Source organism: Siccibacter colletis, from assembly GCF_000696575.1.
Taxonomy (GTDB): domain Bacteria; phylum Pseudomonadota; class Gammaproteobacteria; order Enterobacterales; family Enterobacteriaceae; genus Siccibacter; species Siccibacter colletis.
The window spans coordinates 112,319-127,709 of record NZ_JMSQ01000007.1 but is presented as its reverse complement, the minus strand read 5'-3'; the positions used below and the strand labels follow the sequence as shown (position 1 = coordinate 127,709).

At 53.5% G+C, this 15,391-nt stretch carries 10 protein-coding genes; all 10 read left to right on the top strand.

Going from position 1 to position 15,391, the window contains the following annotated elements; genetic code table 11:
- The first annotated feature begins 674 nt into the window (after positions 1-674).
- The 10 genes from ET34_RS0109475 (at position 675) to ET34_RS0109430 (ending at position 15,372) form a co-directional block, all read left to right on the top strand.
- Positions 675-1,412, top strand: a complete 738-nt coding sequence (locus ET34_RS0109475; RefSeq protein ID WP_031521493.1) for a glycine zipper domain-containing protein — start codon at positions 675-677, stop codon at positions 1,410-1,412.
- Positions 1,413-1,491: 79 nt separating this feature from the next.
- On the top strand, positions 1,492-1,974 hold the full coding sequence (locus tag ET34_RS0109470) for a hypothetical protein (protein ID WP_031521492.1): 483 nt from the start codon (positions 1,492-1,494) through the stop codon (positions 1,972-1,974).
- Between the two features lie 48 nt (positions 1,975-2,022).
- A complete protein-coding gene (locus ET34_RS0109465; RefSeq protein WP_017901254.1) occupies positions 2,023-3,168 on the top strand; it encodes a hypothetical protein in 1,146 nt (381 codons plus the stop codon).
- A 49-nt stretch (positions 3,169-3,217) separates the two neighbouring features.
- The gene (locus ET34_RS0109460; RefSeq protein WP_031521490.1) at positions 3,218-4,666 is read left to right on the top strand and encodes an SrfA family protein; all 1,449 of its coding nucleotides are present in this window, start codon (positions 3,218-3,220) and stop codon (positions 4,664-4,666) included.
- A 17-nt stretch (positions 4,667-4,683) separates the two neighbouring features.
- The gene (locus ET34_RS0109455) at positions 4,684-7,752 is read left to right on the top strand and encodes a virulence factor SrfB (protein ID WP_023288355.1); all 3,069 of its coding nucleotides are present in this window, start codon (positions 4,684-4,686) and stop codon (positions 7,750-7,752) included.
- Positions 7,752-10,466 (top strand): putative virulence factor, encoded by a 2,715-nt coding sequence (locus tag ET34_RS0109450; RefSeq protein ID WP_031521487.1) that lies wholly within the window; start codon positions 7,752-7,754, stop codon positions 10,464-10,466. The genes ET34_RS0109455 and ET34_RS0109450 overlap by 1 nt, the downstream gene beginning before the upstream one ends.
- The gene (locus ET34_RS0109445) at positions 10,460-11,479 is read left to right on the top strand and encodes a hypothetical protein (protein ID WP_017901258.1); all 1,020 of its coding nucleotides are present in this window, start codon (positions 10,460-10,462) and stop codon (positions 11,477-11,479) included. Before ET34_RS0109450 ends, ET34_RS0109445 begins: the two co-directional genes overlap by 7 nt.
- Positions 11,476-13,443, top strand: a complete 1,968-nt coding sequence (locus tag ET34_RS0109440) for a vWA domain-containing protein (protein ID WP_017901259.1) — start codon at positions 11,476-11,478, stop codon at positions 13,441-13,443. Before ET34_RS0109445 ends, ET34_RS0109440 begins: the two co-directional genes overlap by 4 nt.
- Entirely contained in the window at positions 13,443-14,168 is a 726-nt protein-coding gene (locus tag ET34_RS0109435) for an ABC transporter ATP-binding protein (protein ID WP_031521485.1), read from the top strand. Before ET34_RS0109440 ends, ET34_RS0109435 begins: the two co-directional genes overlap by 1 nt.
- Entirely contained in the window at positions 14,158-15,372 is a 1,215-nt protein-coding gene (locus tag ET34_RS0109430) for an ABC transporter permease (RefSeq protein WP_025999345.1), read from the top strand. Before ET34_RS0109435 ends, ET34_RS0109430 begins: the two co-directional genes overlap by 11 nt.
- Positions 15,373-15,391: the final 19 nt, after the last annotated feature.

The following is a 15,391-nucleotide window of genomic DNA, read 5'->3' as shown; positions in this document are numbered from 1 at the left end:
TCTTAAATTACCCCTCTCTCCCAAAAGTATATTTCAAGGTATCCATTAACATTCTAGCTAGCCACTTTACGTACACTCATCCTTCCACGCATACACAAAACACTGCAATTAATAAAAAACTACATTACATTAAGATATCAAATACAGATTACATCAGTGAAAACAAGAACTGTAACCCTACCTACTTCACAAACAAAGACAACAGCACACATGTGATTTATCGGCATTTCTGGCATGAGCTTTAGTGTATTTAATAAAGATTAATCAGTTGAATCAACATTCTAATTGTACACACTGGAAAAATTTCTGACGTTGAGATATATTCACGGAATGTATATTTTATGTGGAGATATCCTCCCATGTTTCATGGTAAGGCCTACGAATTCGAAAATGTCGATTATTTTTGAAAAAGATGTGTTTCAGCAGCAAGGCCAACATAAAGTGATACGAAAACACAAAATTGCATAAGCTGTCAGTGCGGGATACCTACGAACACATAATAACGCATTGCAATTAATTTATTGCTTATTATTTAAATACTCTTTGAATAGCTCTTTTGACATCTTATAACTAATACAATAATCAGTAATGTCGGACAAAATCATTACTAATTCTAAATTTTTAGTTGATACAGCTTGCTTGTCGTTACTTAATTATTTTTAAGGAAAAAGATTGTGAATACATTTAACCGAACTACCACATGCATCGTGATTTCCGCAGCATTGTTACTTGGAGGCTGTGCCAATACCGGAAGCTCTCTCCTGTCTGGGACAAAGCCGGATCCTCGCCTTACCACCACAGAACAATCACAGTTCTTTAGCGCTTCTGGTGCACAAGGTTGTGGCGTAGGCGCCGTATCCGGCGCAGCTCTCGGCGCGTTAGTAGGGGCGCTAGCAGGTGACTCGAAGAAAGCGCTTGCCGGCGCTGCAATTGGTGGCGCTGCTGGCTGTGCTGCAGGTATGACCGCTAACTACTATCTTGACGGACTGAAAAAAGATTATGCCTCCACCGCCGATCGTCTGCAGGCAATGGATAACGACATCAGCAAAGATACCGCAGCGGTTGAAAAATCGACGCTGGCGATGAAACAAGTTATTAGCGAAAACCAGGCCACCTTAACCAAAATCAGCATCCAAAAAGATAAAGCTGGATTTGATAAAGCCGGTGCGAAAACCCAGCTGGCGCAAATTGATGCCAACATCAGCAAGATGAAAGAGACCATGAAAGGCATGAAGGATAAAGAATCTGCCTATAAGGTCGCTTTACAAGGTCAAACGACCACCACAAGTGCAGAGAAAAGCAAGCTGGCAAATTTGAACAAAGAATATGCCAATCTCAATAGCAAGATTGCTGCTCTGGAACAAGAAACCAACGAGCTGTATGAACAGCGCCAGGCGATCTCCCTTGGTTAACCCTTTCGGCCGATAGCATTATCGGCCGGTTTAAGACTGCTTAAAGCAGCGTTATTCGACGCTAATGATGGATTATTTGATGAGAAAATACGCACTTCTTGCCGCCCTTGTCCTTACGGGTTGTACTACGTCTCCCCAGGACTGTGATTTACACGCACAAGATCCAAGCTTTATTACCAAACTGAGCTGCGCCACGTCGGGTGGTTATCGTCAGCAGGTTGATCAAAAAGAACAGCAGGTTCGCCTGAGCCAATATCAAAATGAATCGGCCAAGCAACAGCAGGATTATACCCAAAACAGACAGCAGACCTTAAATCAAAAGCTGGCAGATGAACAAGCAAGGCTAAATGCCGTGCGTTCGGATCTGTCGCAGACTCTCGCAAAACTGAAATCAAGCAAGATTCAAAGCCGCGAACGCCAGCAGGAAATTGCCAAATTGCAGGAGCTGCAGCGCCAGTCACAAACGGCAACGAGCGCCAGCGAAATTTCAGCGATTGAGAAAAAGGTCGCCGAAGCCAAGCACAAAATAAAAGTTCTCGAAGAAGCAAATACGCTCCGCTAAAAGCGCAGAAAACGTTCCGGCTGTCTGAGATGCGATGATACACAGCTCATGCATATCACCCACAACAATAATGATTTGCTTATGCAACGATTAACAACTGCCGCGCCGATTCATGAAGCAACGCTGACAACCTATGAAGAGACGGTCGGTATCATACATCGTCATCTTCCCCCTTCACTGGCGCTGCTGTATGCCACCGCGCGTCGCAATGCCGAAGGACGCCTGGAGTGGTGGACAGCACGTCAGGGGCTGGCTAAACCTTTTTCCGCACTGAATGACGCCGAACGGCTGACTGTTGAGAATAAACGTCAGCAATATCAGGACATTCTGGCGGGGTTAATCAGCCAGCTGGCCGCGCGCGGCGAAGATAAGTCAGCACATGCGTTGCAAACGCTACTCACCCAATCACACCACCTCGACGGCTATAGCGTCGGCGGCGAACCGGTGTTGGTCAATTGGGCCACAGCCAGCACAGCGGCGCCCCTCCATACGGTAGTGGTTATCCCCTGGTGCCGCGGTTTTCTTCCTTGGCTGGCATTATTGCTACTGCTGCTCCTACTCGTCGGTGTCTGGTGGTGGTTTACACATCGCCCGGCCGTGACGCTCCCCGTTGTTACACCAACCCATACCGAATTAACTGACACCAATCCCAGCGTGAAGCTTGAGAAACGTCAGGATTTTGGCCGGATAAAAATCAATCTGCAGTGGAAGCAGGGGGACCACAAAGAGCCTGTCGATCTCGATATTGCCGCCTTTGTGCGCTTAAAAAACGGTGAAATCAGCGGCGCTGAGGCGCTGAGTCATTTGCCCGGCAACTATGACCAGCCACCGTATCTGCTGCTGCAGGAAGATCTGCGTGAAGGCAATGACGTGGATGGCGAATGGCTTTTCGTCAACGGCAGCCACTGGCAGGACATTGATGAGGTGCTGATTTATAGCTTCATATACGCTGGCACCGATAACTGGCAAGGGACAAACGCCTCCGTCACCCTCTATGTCCCCGAACAGCAGCCGATTACATCCATGCTCACGGATAGCGACCAGCGTAATAATGTCGCCGCCATCGCCAGGCTCAAAAATGTCGATGGCAATATTCAGGTTGAACGCCTTGACCGTTTCTTCCCCGACCGCGAGTCGATGGATAAGCACTATGGCTGGGGTTTCAAATGGACGCCCGGCGCGACCAAAAATTAGCCTGCACCACTGTGGCTTTAGTCAAATTACAGCCTTTAAGGGTTAGATAATGCGAAATTCGATTCAGGGACCACTACTTCGTACCGGAAATAACTCTTCATTCAAGGCGCTGGGTGAAACGGGCTATCCTGTTTTCAAGATGGCCTTCCAGCTACGCGAAGCCATCTATCGTCTTGATGCAGGGCGCGATCTGGCCCGTCATCTGGCTATCCCGCAAAACGATCAGGGCGGTGACAGAACCGACTGGTACAGCAGTTTTCCCGGCGATGTTATCCCGTGGAGCGGCGCAAGCGAAGCGGAGCGAGAATCGGCGCGCCAGCAATTTAATGCGTTTCAAATGGCAGTGCAGTCACTAAGCGAACAGTTGCTCAACGCGGAGCAAAGCGGAACCGGCGGCGATCGTCGGGTCTTTGCCCAGTTGCTTAAATCTGTGACCCATTTCCCCGATTATGAGTTTGTCTATCTCGTTAATGGAACGCTGGTGATCACCTTTTGGGGGTTTGTCCACCCGGAAGGGGAACAACGTCACCCGATGCATTGGCTGAGTTCATCGTCCGTTCCCGCCGCCGCCCTCGCGGCCGTTCCGCCGCAGGCCAGCGCCACGGAAAAAACCGTCGAACCCGCTCCCGCGCCCTTTGTTGATGTTCGAACGCGCCGCTGGCGCTGGCGTTGGTTGCTATGGCTACTTTTGGCGTTACTGCTGCTGGCGCTGCTGTTAGGGCTGCTCCGCGGCTGCGCTCCTTCTCTTTCCCTGCCGGGCCTCCCTGGTCTTTCTGCGGATAAAACCACGGTCACCGCTGAACCTGTGGCTACGCACCCGGCCACCAGCACCCATGACGTGGCGATCAGGGGGTCAGAAACCGCCGTTGGCGCTCGCGCCGTACCCGGCATTGTGGAAGGGTCAACCGCGGACGCGCATCCTGCGCTGGATTCAACGGTGCCCGCGATGCCTGCCGACACATCTGACAGAGCGGTAGACGGCGATGCGACGCCGCCGCCGGCTAACGCAAATGAAGCCAGCGTAGAACCGCCACTGCCGCCCGGCGTACAGGATACCCACGACGAGCAGACGCCTCCGGGCGTGACTCCGGTAACCGCCCCGCCGCTCGTTGCGCCGCAGGGCGAACCGTTAACCCTCCCGGCCACCCTGCCGGACGGCCCGGCGAAGTTTCTTAACGGCGAATGGCGCGTGAATGGCGGTATTCAGGACAAGCACACCGGACGCCCGCTCCAGCTGCAATATAATTTTGACCAGGGCAACGGCACCGTCAGCGTCCGCCAGTCCAGCGGCGTAACGTGCCGTGGCCCAGCCAACGGTAACGTGCAGCAGGGGGCGCTCAACATTACCAACCCTGAGCAAATGACCTGCAGCGATGGCTCAAACTTTATTGTGCCGACCATCGAGTGCAAATCACCTTCCGCGGGTCATGCCGATTGTATTGGCAGCAACGATGGGGAAAAAACCTTCCCGATTCGTATGCTTCAACCTAATTCCTGAACAGGGACGAGATAACTATGTTGCCCGAGATTGTATCTTTTGATCGTCAAGTAACCCTGGTAGGCGACTCCGGGATCCAGTTTATGGATTTTGGTTTGTCTCCAGGACGTTTGCCCGCCGGTGAATTTGTTAAATTAGCCAATGGCGTATTGACCCGTTTAATCTACAACGAACAGCGTGATTACTATTTTTATCAGCCCAGCCCGGCAAATATCGAGAAGGCTAAAAGCCAGTACGATATTCCCGTTGAGCAGAGTCTTAAGCTGTTTGACGGGACATGGTTGCCGCTTCCCCTACTCCGTTTCAGCCCGCCTGACGTCTATCAGGAAGGGCCGCTAAACTGGGCGCGTTTTCGTATCGTCAAGCTGGACAAGCCTGATATGGATGGGCATAGCCATCGAATGACGTTGGCTATCGATACTCGCGTAATGGCCAAACAGCAGGCCGCCGCCGACCTCAGCCCGAACCAGGAAGATGTCAATGCCGGGGCAACCTTTGCGGTGGCGACAGCCACCTATGCCCTCAACTGGTATCTCACGCAAGAGTGGATTGTCGACTGGCTGAAAGAGGTATTTAAAGAGGCGAGCAAAGGCCGGGATATCGACGAACGCGAGCAGGAGCTTAACCAGCAGTATCCGCTGGCGCACTACCTTAACCTTCTTTCACTGATGGCGATTCCCGTCGAAGGTTTGCAAAGTCAGACCGCCCCCATCATTGAATTGCCGCAGTTCAGGGTCATCGCCAATCGGGAAACTAACGCTATCAAGCCTATTCCCGTTGATTTGATCCTCGATGTCGGTAACTCACGCACCTGCGGTATTCTCATTGAAGATCATGGGCAATCAGGTTCAGGTATGCAGCACAACTATGTGCTCAAATTGCGCGATCTTAGCGCGCCGGAACATGTTTATACCGAACCCTTTGAAAGCCGGGTCGAATTTTCACAGGCCTTCTTCGGCAAAGATCACTGCTCGGTGCGTAGCGGCCGCCACGATGCCTTCCAGTGGCCGACGATCGCTCGTATCGGCGGAGAAGCGGGTCGTTTAGCGGCGCGCCGAAAAGGCAGCGAAGGTTCAACCGGCCTCTCCAGCCCTAAACGTTATCTTTGGGATGAAAAATATTACGGTCAGGGCTGGCGATTCAACGGTAGCTACGTGCAGGACAGTAATCCACTCGCCACCGCTGCGCCGTTCGCGAATCTGATCGATGAACGGGGCGAGGCGTTACACACCATCGAAGATGAGATGGATCGCATCCCGGTCTTTACGCCACGCTATTCCCGCAGCTCGCTGATGACCTTTATGCTCGCGGAAGTATTAACCCAGGCGATTAGTCAGATTAATAGCCCGGAACAACGCATACGTCAGGGACACGCAGGTATTCCGCGTCAGCTACGCCATATTATTCTGACCGTGCCGCCCGGTATGCCGATGGCTGAACGTTGCGTACTGGATGACCGTATGCGTCAGGCGGTCGGTTTAGTCTGGAAAGCGCTACGCTGGCACAACGGCGAAAACGATCCTTATGAGGATGAGCAAGAAGATCATAGTCAGACAAACATTAAAATTCCGCTGCCGAAAATCAGGGTCGAGTGGGATGAAGCGTCCTGCGCGCAGTTGGTTTATCTCTACACCGAGATAAACCAAAACTTTGCCGGTCACCCGGAGTCGTTTTTCGACGCCCTTAGCCGACCCGACAGCACGCAACGTGAAAGAATATCCATCGCATCTATCGATATCGGCGGCGGCACCACCGATCTGGTCATCACCGATTATCATCTCGATCGCAATGGTCATAGTGGGGGCGGCGCTAACGTCCATATCATCCCGCAGCAGCGTTTTCGCGACAGTTTTAAAATTGCCGGCGACGATATTCTGCTGGATGTCATCCAGTCCTATGTGCTTCCAGCCTTTGAGCAGGCGCTGCGTGAAACGGGGGTCATATCCGTTGAGACGCTGATGTCTCAACTGTGCGGCTCGCAAAATATTAGCGCGGCGGAATCCGTGCTGCGCCAGCAGCTCACCCTGCAACTCTTCGTTCCCCTCGCGTTGCACATTCTGGGTAAATACGAGCAATTCGATCCGCTGGACGAGCAAACGCATATCGTGATTAACCAACGTGTCGGCGATCTACTGCCGGTAGGTTCTCTGCGTGATGAAGTCGAGAGCTTTGTTCGCCGCGAAGTACAAAAAGCTGGTGGTCCGACCGATTTCAAACTGGCGGAGGTAATGCTCACTCTGCCGCTCGCCAGAGTGCATAACGATTTGTGCTCGGGTAAGTTCAACATTGATAAAGTGCTAACCGCGCTGTGCGAAGTGCTGAGCTATTATCATTGCGACCTGCTACTGCTGACGGGCCGCCCTTCGCAGCTGCCGGGCATTCAGGCAATTATCCGTCGCAACCTGCCGTTGCCGCCGGGGCGTATTTTACCGCTGCACGGTTATCAGACCGGCACCTGGTATCCGTTCCATAAAAATGGCCATATCGACGATCCGAAGAGCACCGCCTCCGTTGGCGCGATGCTCACGCAACTGTGCGCAAATCACAGCATTCCTAACTTCCATTTCCGTACCTCGGCGCTGAAGCCTTACTCAACGATTCGCCATATTGGCACCATTGATATGGATAACCTGATTCGCAGTGCCGATATCGTTTATCGCCATATCGAATCGGAGAACGGGCAGATAAAACTGCCGACATTCACCGACGAAAATGGCGAGAACACCACGCAAAGTATCATCATGCGTGGCGATTTGCGGCTGGGTTATCGTCAACTGGATGCCGAACGTTGGGCCGCCGCACCGCTTTATACCTTACGTTTTAGCGAAGAAGGCCGTAAGAAGTTTTCCGCCGCCTTCTCCGTGGATAACGGTTCACCGTACCTGAAAGTGAGACTGGCTATCGACAAAGGCAAACGGGCGCGCCAACTGGGCTTAATCAGCGATCGGCTGATGATTGCGGATATCACCAGCAACACCGATAAGTCATTCAGCAAGCGTGATGTAGATCTGGAACTCAATACTATGCCCGATACGGGGCTCATTGATAGCCGACACTGGCTCGATAGCGGGAGTGTTAAAAAATAATGAATAGCGATCAAAAATCTCTCACTCAGGGTTGGGCAGCTATCGCTCAGGGCTGTCAGGACGCACTTGGCTGGGTTGATGCAGTGCGTTCCGGTTCACGTCGCCTCGACAACGAGGCGGATAAACTCAACCTTAGCTTGCTCCGCACGCGTAACCAGGCCAATAGCCTGACGTTGGTCGCCAGAACGCCAATGACCGTCGGTTTTTTCGGCATTTCTCAGGCCGGGAAATCCTATCTCATCTCCGCATTGGCAGCTGGCAGCAATGGTTCACTGGAAGCCCTTTATGGCGAACGGCGCGTCGACTTTATCAAAGAAGTGAATCCCGTCGGCGGCGGTAAAGAGGCCACCGGCCTGGTCACCCGCTTCACCCGCCAGGCCCCCGCCGCGCCTGCGGGCTATCCTGTGCCTCTGCGCCTGTTCAGTGAAATCGATCTGGCCAAAATTCTGGCAAACGCCTGGTTTAATGATTTCAACCACGAGCAGCTGAGCTTTCAACTTGATGAAGCCAGGGTTGAAGAGCGACTGCGCCCCTTCCTGCAACGCGCCACACAAGCAAAAAGCTATAACGGCGTGAGCCAGGAAGATGTGGTTGCCTTATGGGATTACCTGAACGCCTCGTTCAGAAAATCGGTTGAAAAACTTGAACACGCCTATTGGCCGCAGGTGTTGAAAATTGCCCCTGCGCTGAGTCCTGGTGAACGCGCAGAGCTATTTTCTTTATTGTGGGGAGAACTGCCGGCCCTCACCGAGACCTATCGTTCATTAGCCAATGTGCTGACCAAACTCAATCATGCCCGGACGGTGTTCGCCCCGCTGGAGACGCTTATCGATCACAGTAATGGCAGCATTATGAACGTCGACAGCCTTAACCGGCTAGGCTCCAGCCAGGATCGCCACGTGGAGATCCGCTACTGGAAAGAGGAGCAGCAAATCGGCAGCGCCAGCTTAACCCAGGCGGAACTGGCAGCGTTAACCACCGAGCTTATCTTCCCGTTAGCGGAAGTCGAGGCCGACAGCGTCGTGGAGCAGGTCGATCTGCTTGACTTCCCTGGGTATCGCGGGCGTCTTAAAATTACCGCACTGGAAGAGGCCGGTAGAGAGGGGCTTAATCCCATTTGCCAGCTTCTGCTGCGCGGTAAAGTCGCCTATCTGTTTGAACGTTACACCGATAATCAGGAGATGAACGCGCTGGTCGTGTGCGCCAGCTCCGCCAAACAGAGCGATGTTGCTGACGTTGGTCCGGTATTAAACCGCTGGGTAGAAAAAACGCAGGGTAAAAGCGCCGAAGAACGTCAGGGCCGTAACCCTGGGCTGTTCTGGGCCATCACCATGTGCGATATGCGCATCAACAGCAGTCTGCAACTCACCACCGAACAGTTAAAAGAAGGCTGGGAAGGTATGCTGCACATGACCTTGCTGGAGCGTTTCGCCCAATATGATTGGCTGCAGCAATGGGCGCCCGGCCAGGCGTTTAATAACTGTTTCCTGGTGCGAAAACCGGGGCTGGATAATCCGTTCATCGACCTAAAAGACGGTACAGAACAGGAGCGAAACAAGGAAGCGTGCATCACCGAGCGCTATCGCCAGAAGCTCGACGAAATGGGCAGCACCTTCATTAGCGCTAAAAACGTGCTGCAACACGTCACCGAGCCGAGCAAAGCCTGGCACGCGATGCTCGAGCTCAACGATGGCGGCATGGGACGCTTAACCAAAGCGCTGCGCGGCGTCGCGCATCTGGAATTCAAGCTGGCACGTTTGCAGCAACAACTTGAGCAGTGTCGCGAGGAGACCGGCAATCGCCGCCTGGGCCGCTGGTACGAAAAAGACGGCGACGGGCAGCTCGTGAAAAAACAGGCCATCGCGAAAGAGCTATGGCAGGGGCTGTCCGCCTGCTCCCACAGTATGGGAGAGCTAATTAATCGTCTGGATCTGCCGACGCAGGAGCTTAATAACATCTATTTAAGCATTCGCGACCGCAACCCGGAACCGTCAAACGATGGCGACAGCCTGGCGGCAAACGCGTTTACCGCCAGCCCATTTGGCAACAACCCCTTCGGTGATAACCCGTTTGGCAGCGATCCCTTCGCCGACGCACCGGCTGAAATCGCCGTGGTTGACGCGCCAGCGTCAACTGCCCAGGAAAGAGTCGGCCAGGACGATGATTTCGCCCATCAGGCGTTTAAAGCCTGGGTCGCGCATTTGCGTGAACTGCCGCAGCAAGCGCCGCAGTGGCGTCAGTTGGGGATGAACAGCGAACTGATTAATCATCTCAGCGAAGAATTGATCACCGCAGCCACGCGCCTCGATCTGGAAGGCACGCTGAAACGCGCGCTGGCGGGTCAGGAGCAAGCGGGTACGCGGCGTGAACATCTTATGGCACGCCAGGTTCTGCGCGCCCAACTGACTATGCGTGATTTTATCGCCTGGTTTGGTTATCTCACTCTACCGCCTGAAAAGGTGCCCAACAGCTATGTTGGCGAGAAAAATAAAGTCTTCCTGCGCCAGAAACCGCTGATGAACGACGAGCTGCCGCAGCTCGCCGCCGTTGCGCCGCAGCCGGGTGTCTCTTATCTGGGAGACTGGCTATCCGCCCTGATGAGCGTCGTACTTGATAACGCTGGTCATAGCGCCACGCGCGATATTTCCGTCGAACATAATCGCCAACTTGGTCAAATTATCAGCCAATTGAAACAAGAGAACATGCCATGCTAGCTAAAATCATCGCCTGCCAACCGGCAGAGCCGGGTACCGCACAATTGATGGTTCGCCTGCGCGGCGAAACTGCGGTGCTGCCCGATCTGACCTTTACGCTTTGTAATAACGAGCAGAACTATCTGCAGCCCGATGGCAGCTGGAGCCCTGCACAGCACTGGTTTACTGTCAACGGCGGTTACTCCCTGGCCAACGGCAGCGGCTTTCGTATCGGCCCTACTCTACTTGACCCTTTGCTGGCAAACGCAAGCCAGGTCCAGATTCAGATCAAGCTGGCTTCAGGAGAAGTGCGCAATACCACCCTCCAATTGGTGCGTGATGAGTTGCTCTCTTCTGAAGCCAGGGGCGCGACGGGTAATTACAGCAGCAGCAGTATGCTGGCAACCCCAGAAACCGACTCCGCACCAGCGGCCATCGTAGAAGCGCCCGTCGCAGAATCTGAAACCATTGCGCCGACCATTCATGCCGAGCCGCAGCCGCAACAAAAACCTGCGGCTTCCCGCCTCCCGCTCATCATCGCCGCCATCCTGCTTTTAGTGGTGATTGCTGGCGCGCTTTGGTGGTTCATGGGCCGGGACAAAGGTCAGGAGGTGGTCCCGGCGGTACAAGCTCAGCAAGCCCCCGCCGCCGCCGCCCCTGAAGCGACGAACACCGAGCCTAAAGCCCCGGCTGGCTGTTCCGCACAGAGTTTAGACACGCTGAGCGAGCTTGAATTCGTGCAGACGTGCGTTCAGGAAAAACTCGATAGCGATAAACTGCTGGCCATTATCCAGTCAGCGAAAGAGGCGAAGAAATGCGGCGTCGCCCAGCGCCTGTACGCAAATCGCGCGCAGGGCGGCGATACCAAAATCGCCCTGATTTACGCCGGTGAGTACGATCCGAAATACCATCAGGCAAGCGAATGTTTCAAAGAGGCGGATAAAGATACCGCGGCCTATTGGTACGAAACGGTACTGCAATCAGAACCCGAGAACCAAACGGCTAAGCAGCGCCTTGAGGAGCTAGCAAAATGACCCGGACTTTTTTTTGCCGTCTGGCGCTGCCCTTATGCGGCCTGTTGTTCAGCGGGCACCTCTTTGCCGCCGAGGGCGATAAACCGCTGCTTCAGGAAGGGAAGAAAACGCTATACCAGCGCATCCTGACGACGCCAGGCTGTAAGCTTAGCGACAACGCCGGGGATGAAAATGGGCAGCTTCAGCCTGCCTTTAGCAGCCTTTATGTTTATCAAAAGGAAGAGGCTAAGGGGCAAAGCTGGCTTAAAGTCGGGCCGGATAGCTATGGCAAAACCCTTGGCTGGTTGCCGAAATCCTGTACCGTAGACTGGAAAATGCAGCTGACGCTGGCGTTTACCAACCCGGCCAACCGCGATCGGTTACTCTTTTTCAAAGAGAAAGAAAGTCTGGATAACATTCTTTCTGCCCCCGATCCTGTCTCTCTGGTGGCGCCGCTGCGCGCCAAATTGAAGCGTGACGGCCACGCTGAAGGTATTCAGGCCCAGGAGCCGGAATATTTTGTCGATCTGCAAAAGCAATTTTATCTGCTGCCAATCCTGAGCGGCGAAGAGGTCATGACCGAAGATGGCTTCTATACGCGCCTGCTCAACGTGGCCTCCGTCAGCAAGGCGGATGATAACGCAGCGGCAAAACAAGATAACGACGTAAACCAGTTGAAAGGCTTTAACGCTTCGGTGGTGTTCGTTATCGATTCAACCATTTCAATGGGGCCGTATATTGAGCGCACTAAAGAGGCGGTCAATAAGATCTACGACAAAATTAAACAAGAGCATCTGGATGGGCAGGTCAAGTTTGGTTTGGTCTCTTATCGTTCAAATACCAAAGCCGTACCGGGACTTGAATATAACACCCGCATTTTCGCCGACCCTAACCAGGTCAAGGACGGCGCGGATTTTCTGCAGAAAGTCGCCGATCTTAAAGAAGCGAAGGTCTCAAGCTCTTTATACGACGAGGATGCCTATTCCGGCGTGTTATCAGCTATTGATGACATTGACTGGAGTCCATTCGGCGCCCGCTATATGGTGCTGATTACCGATGCTGGCGCGATTGAGGGCAGCAATAAACTTTCAGGAACCGGCCTTGATGCCAGCCAGCTCCGTCTGGAAGCCGGTAACCGCGGCATTGCTATTTATACGTTGCACCTGAAAACCGCCAGCGGCAAAGCAAACCATACCAAAGCCGAGAGCCAGTACCGCGATCTCTCCAATTTTGATAGCACGCAATCTAACCTTTATCAGGCGGTGAATGCAGGCGATATCAAAATGTTCGGTCAGCAGGTTGATGCCCTGGCGTCAGCCATTACGGAACAGGTGAAAGCCGCCTATATGGGGGATGCCGCCATTGGCAGCGCGCTGTATGCCAAAGATGAGGGGCAAAAGCTCACGGCGGAGCAGAAATTGCTCCAGGATACGGCGTTAATCGGGCATGCGATGCAGTTAGCCTATTTGGGCAAACGCAACAGCACCCAGGCCCCGCTGGTGTTCCAGGCCTGGATTAGCGATCGCGATCTGATTAAGCAGAACATCCCCACAACAGATGTTCGCGTGCTCTTAACCAAGGGACAGCTGAGCGATTTAAGCGATGCCGTCAGCCAGATTCTGAAAGCCGCTAATGAAGGGATGATCTCGCCCACTAAGATGTTTGAACAACTGCGCACCGTTGCGGCAACAATGGGGACCGATCCTAACCAGTTGAAACAGCAAGACAGCGCGAGCATCGGCGATCTTGGCGTGCTGGGCGAGTATCTGGCCGATCTTCCCTACAAAAGCGATGTGCTGAATCTCGATGAAGAAACGTGGAAAAGCTGGGATGGGCTGTCACAGGAGAAATTTATCCGCACACTGTCATCCAAGCTGCGTCACTATCAAAAATATAATGCAGATGTCGACCGCTGGGTCGAGCTGGCGCAAGGTAGCGATCCGCGCGATCGCGTGTATCCCATCCCACTGGAAATGATGCCCTGATGCTGCACATTGAAGACTTGTGCGTGGTTCGTGGTCAGGATCATCAGGCTCACCGTGTTTACCTGCCGCAGCTTTCGCTGCGGCCAGGCGAGGTGGTGGCGGTAACGGGTGAAAGCGGCTGCGGTAAAAGCACGCTTCTGGAAGCCATTGGTTTAGTGTTGCATCCCAGCAAAATTGGGCGTTACACGCTCAGCAAAGGGACACAGCAGCAGGATATTGCCGCGTTGCTTCTGGGCGAGCGACATAATACACTCGCTGCGATTCGGGCACGCGAACTTGGCTTTGTATTACAAAACGGTGGCCTCCTTCCCTACCTGAACGTCAAAGATAATATTCTCTTGCCGTGCCAGCTGCTGGGAGCCCGCCCTGACAGCACCATGCTGGATAGGGTCATCGACACGCTAAAACTGTCGCCACTACTGGCAAAATATCCTACCCAGCTCTCCTTTGGCGAACGGCAGCGCACCGCTTTTGCGCGCGCGATATTACATCGCCCGGCGCTGGTACTGGCAGATGAACCGACGGCGGCGCTCGATCCCTACAATGCCCAGAAATTATTTAGCCTGTTTATCGAACTAGTCCGTCAGGAAGACATGATGGCGCTGGTCGTTTGCCATGACTGGCCTCTGGTCAAACACTTCAATTTACCCTGTTTAGCTGCGCAGCCAGAATCGCTGACGGCGTCATCACAGAGCGAACGGGGAGGTACTTACTTTGTCCTTTAATCGTGCAAGACTGCTCGGTCGCCTTGCAATGCAAGACCTGTGGCACGATCGCATCATCTCTTTTTGCATCGTCTCCTCTCTTGTTGCGGTCATCGCCCCTTTACTGCTCCTTTTTGGCCTGCGCTTTGGCATTGTGAACCAGTTACAAAACGATCTGGCCAACGATCCCCGCAATCTGGAGATCCGCATGTTGAGCAGCGGAAGCTACGATCAGCACTGGATCACGCAGCTACGGCAGCGGCCTGATGTCGGCTTCGCCATCGGGCAAACGCGCTCGCTCAATACGCTGACTGACTTGCAGACGGACAGCACACATTTTATTGAAAATGCGGAAGTCATTCCGACAGAGGCTGGCGATCCTTTGCTCGGCACGCAGGTGCTCCATCATGACCATGAAGTTGTTATTACTCAGGAAGCGGCACGCAAGCTGGCGGTGAAAACCGGTGATACGCTCACGCTACGCGTGAGTCGTATGCTCGATGAACGCCGCGAATGGGGACGTAAGCGCGTGACCGTGGTGGGGATTTTGCCAGCCACCTATTTTAATCGCCCCGCTATCTTTACCCGCCCTGCGTTATTAATGGCTCTTGAACATTTTCGCGATGGCTATGCGGTAACAGCGTTAGGGGTCGCCAGCGGCGCTCAGCTTAACGGTAACGCGCCGCGCTACGCCCGCGCAAGGTTGTACGCACGCGATATTGACCATGTCGCCAGCCTTGAACGCGATTTGCGCGCCCAACGCATCGAAACCACCAGTCGGCTGGCGGATATTGAGAATGTAAAAAGCATTAACCGTGTGTTGGGCATCATCTTTAACACGATCGCCATCACCGCGCTCATTGGCTGTATCGCCTCGTTAATCGGCTCGTTTATCGCCAATGTCGATCGTAAACGTAAGCATATTGCTGTACTTCGTCTGCTGGGCTTCACGCGACCAGCCGTAGGCGTTTACGTCATTAGTCAGGGCGCTTTGCTCAGCCTGATGGCCTATATCGGCGGTTTTGGCATCTATTTTTTAGCCAGCCAGATATTTAACCGGGCGCTGTCCACAAGCCAGGCCACCGGTCAGATGATTTGCAAGATAACGCCCTTACACGGCCTTATCGCCCTCTTACTGACGCTGGTTGTGGCGACGCTGGTTGCCGGTATCGGTGCCTGGCGCGCGATCCATATTGAACCTGCGCAGAGCCTGCGCGAGGCATAACCCTTATTTTTTTAATTTG

What these genes read in the sequence shown, in the direction of transcription:
- ET34_RS0109470 (WP_031521492.1), top strand. Translation starts at nt 1,492, where the DNA reads ATGAGAAAATACGCACTTCTTGCCGCCCTTGTCCTTACGGGTTGTACT.
- ET34_RS0109440 (WP_017901259.1), top strand. Translation starts at nt 11,476, where the DNA reads ATGACCCGGACTTTTTTTTGCCGTCTGGCGCTGCCCTTATGCGGCCTG.
- ET34_RS0109435 (WP_031521485.1), top strand. Translation starts at nt 13,443, where the DNA reads ATGCTGCACATTGAAGACTTGTGCGTGGTTCGTGGTCAGGATCATCAG.
- ET34_RS0109465 (WP_017901254.1), top strand. Translation starts at nt 2,023, where the DNA reads ATGCATATCACCCACAACAATAATGATTTGCTTATGCAACGATTAACA.
- ET34_RS0109450 (WP_031521487.1), top strand. Translation starts at nt 7,752, where the DNA reads ATGAATAGCGATCAAAAATCTCTCACTCAGGGTTGGGCAGCTATCGCT.
- ET34_RS0109455 (WP_023288355.1), top strand. Translation starts at nt 4,684, where the DNA reads ATGTTGCCCGAGATTGTATCTTTTGATCGTCAAGTAACCCTGGTAGGC.
- ET34_RS0109445 (WP_017901258.1), top strand. Translation starts at nt 10,460, where the DNA reads ATGCTAGCTAAAATCATCGCCTGCCAACCGGCAGAGCCGGGTACCGCA.
- ET34_RS0109460 (WP_031521490.1), top strand. Translation starts at nt 3,218, where the DNA reads ATGCGAAATTCGATTCAGGGACCACTACTTCGTACCGGAAATAACTCT.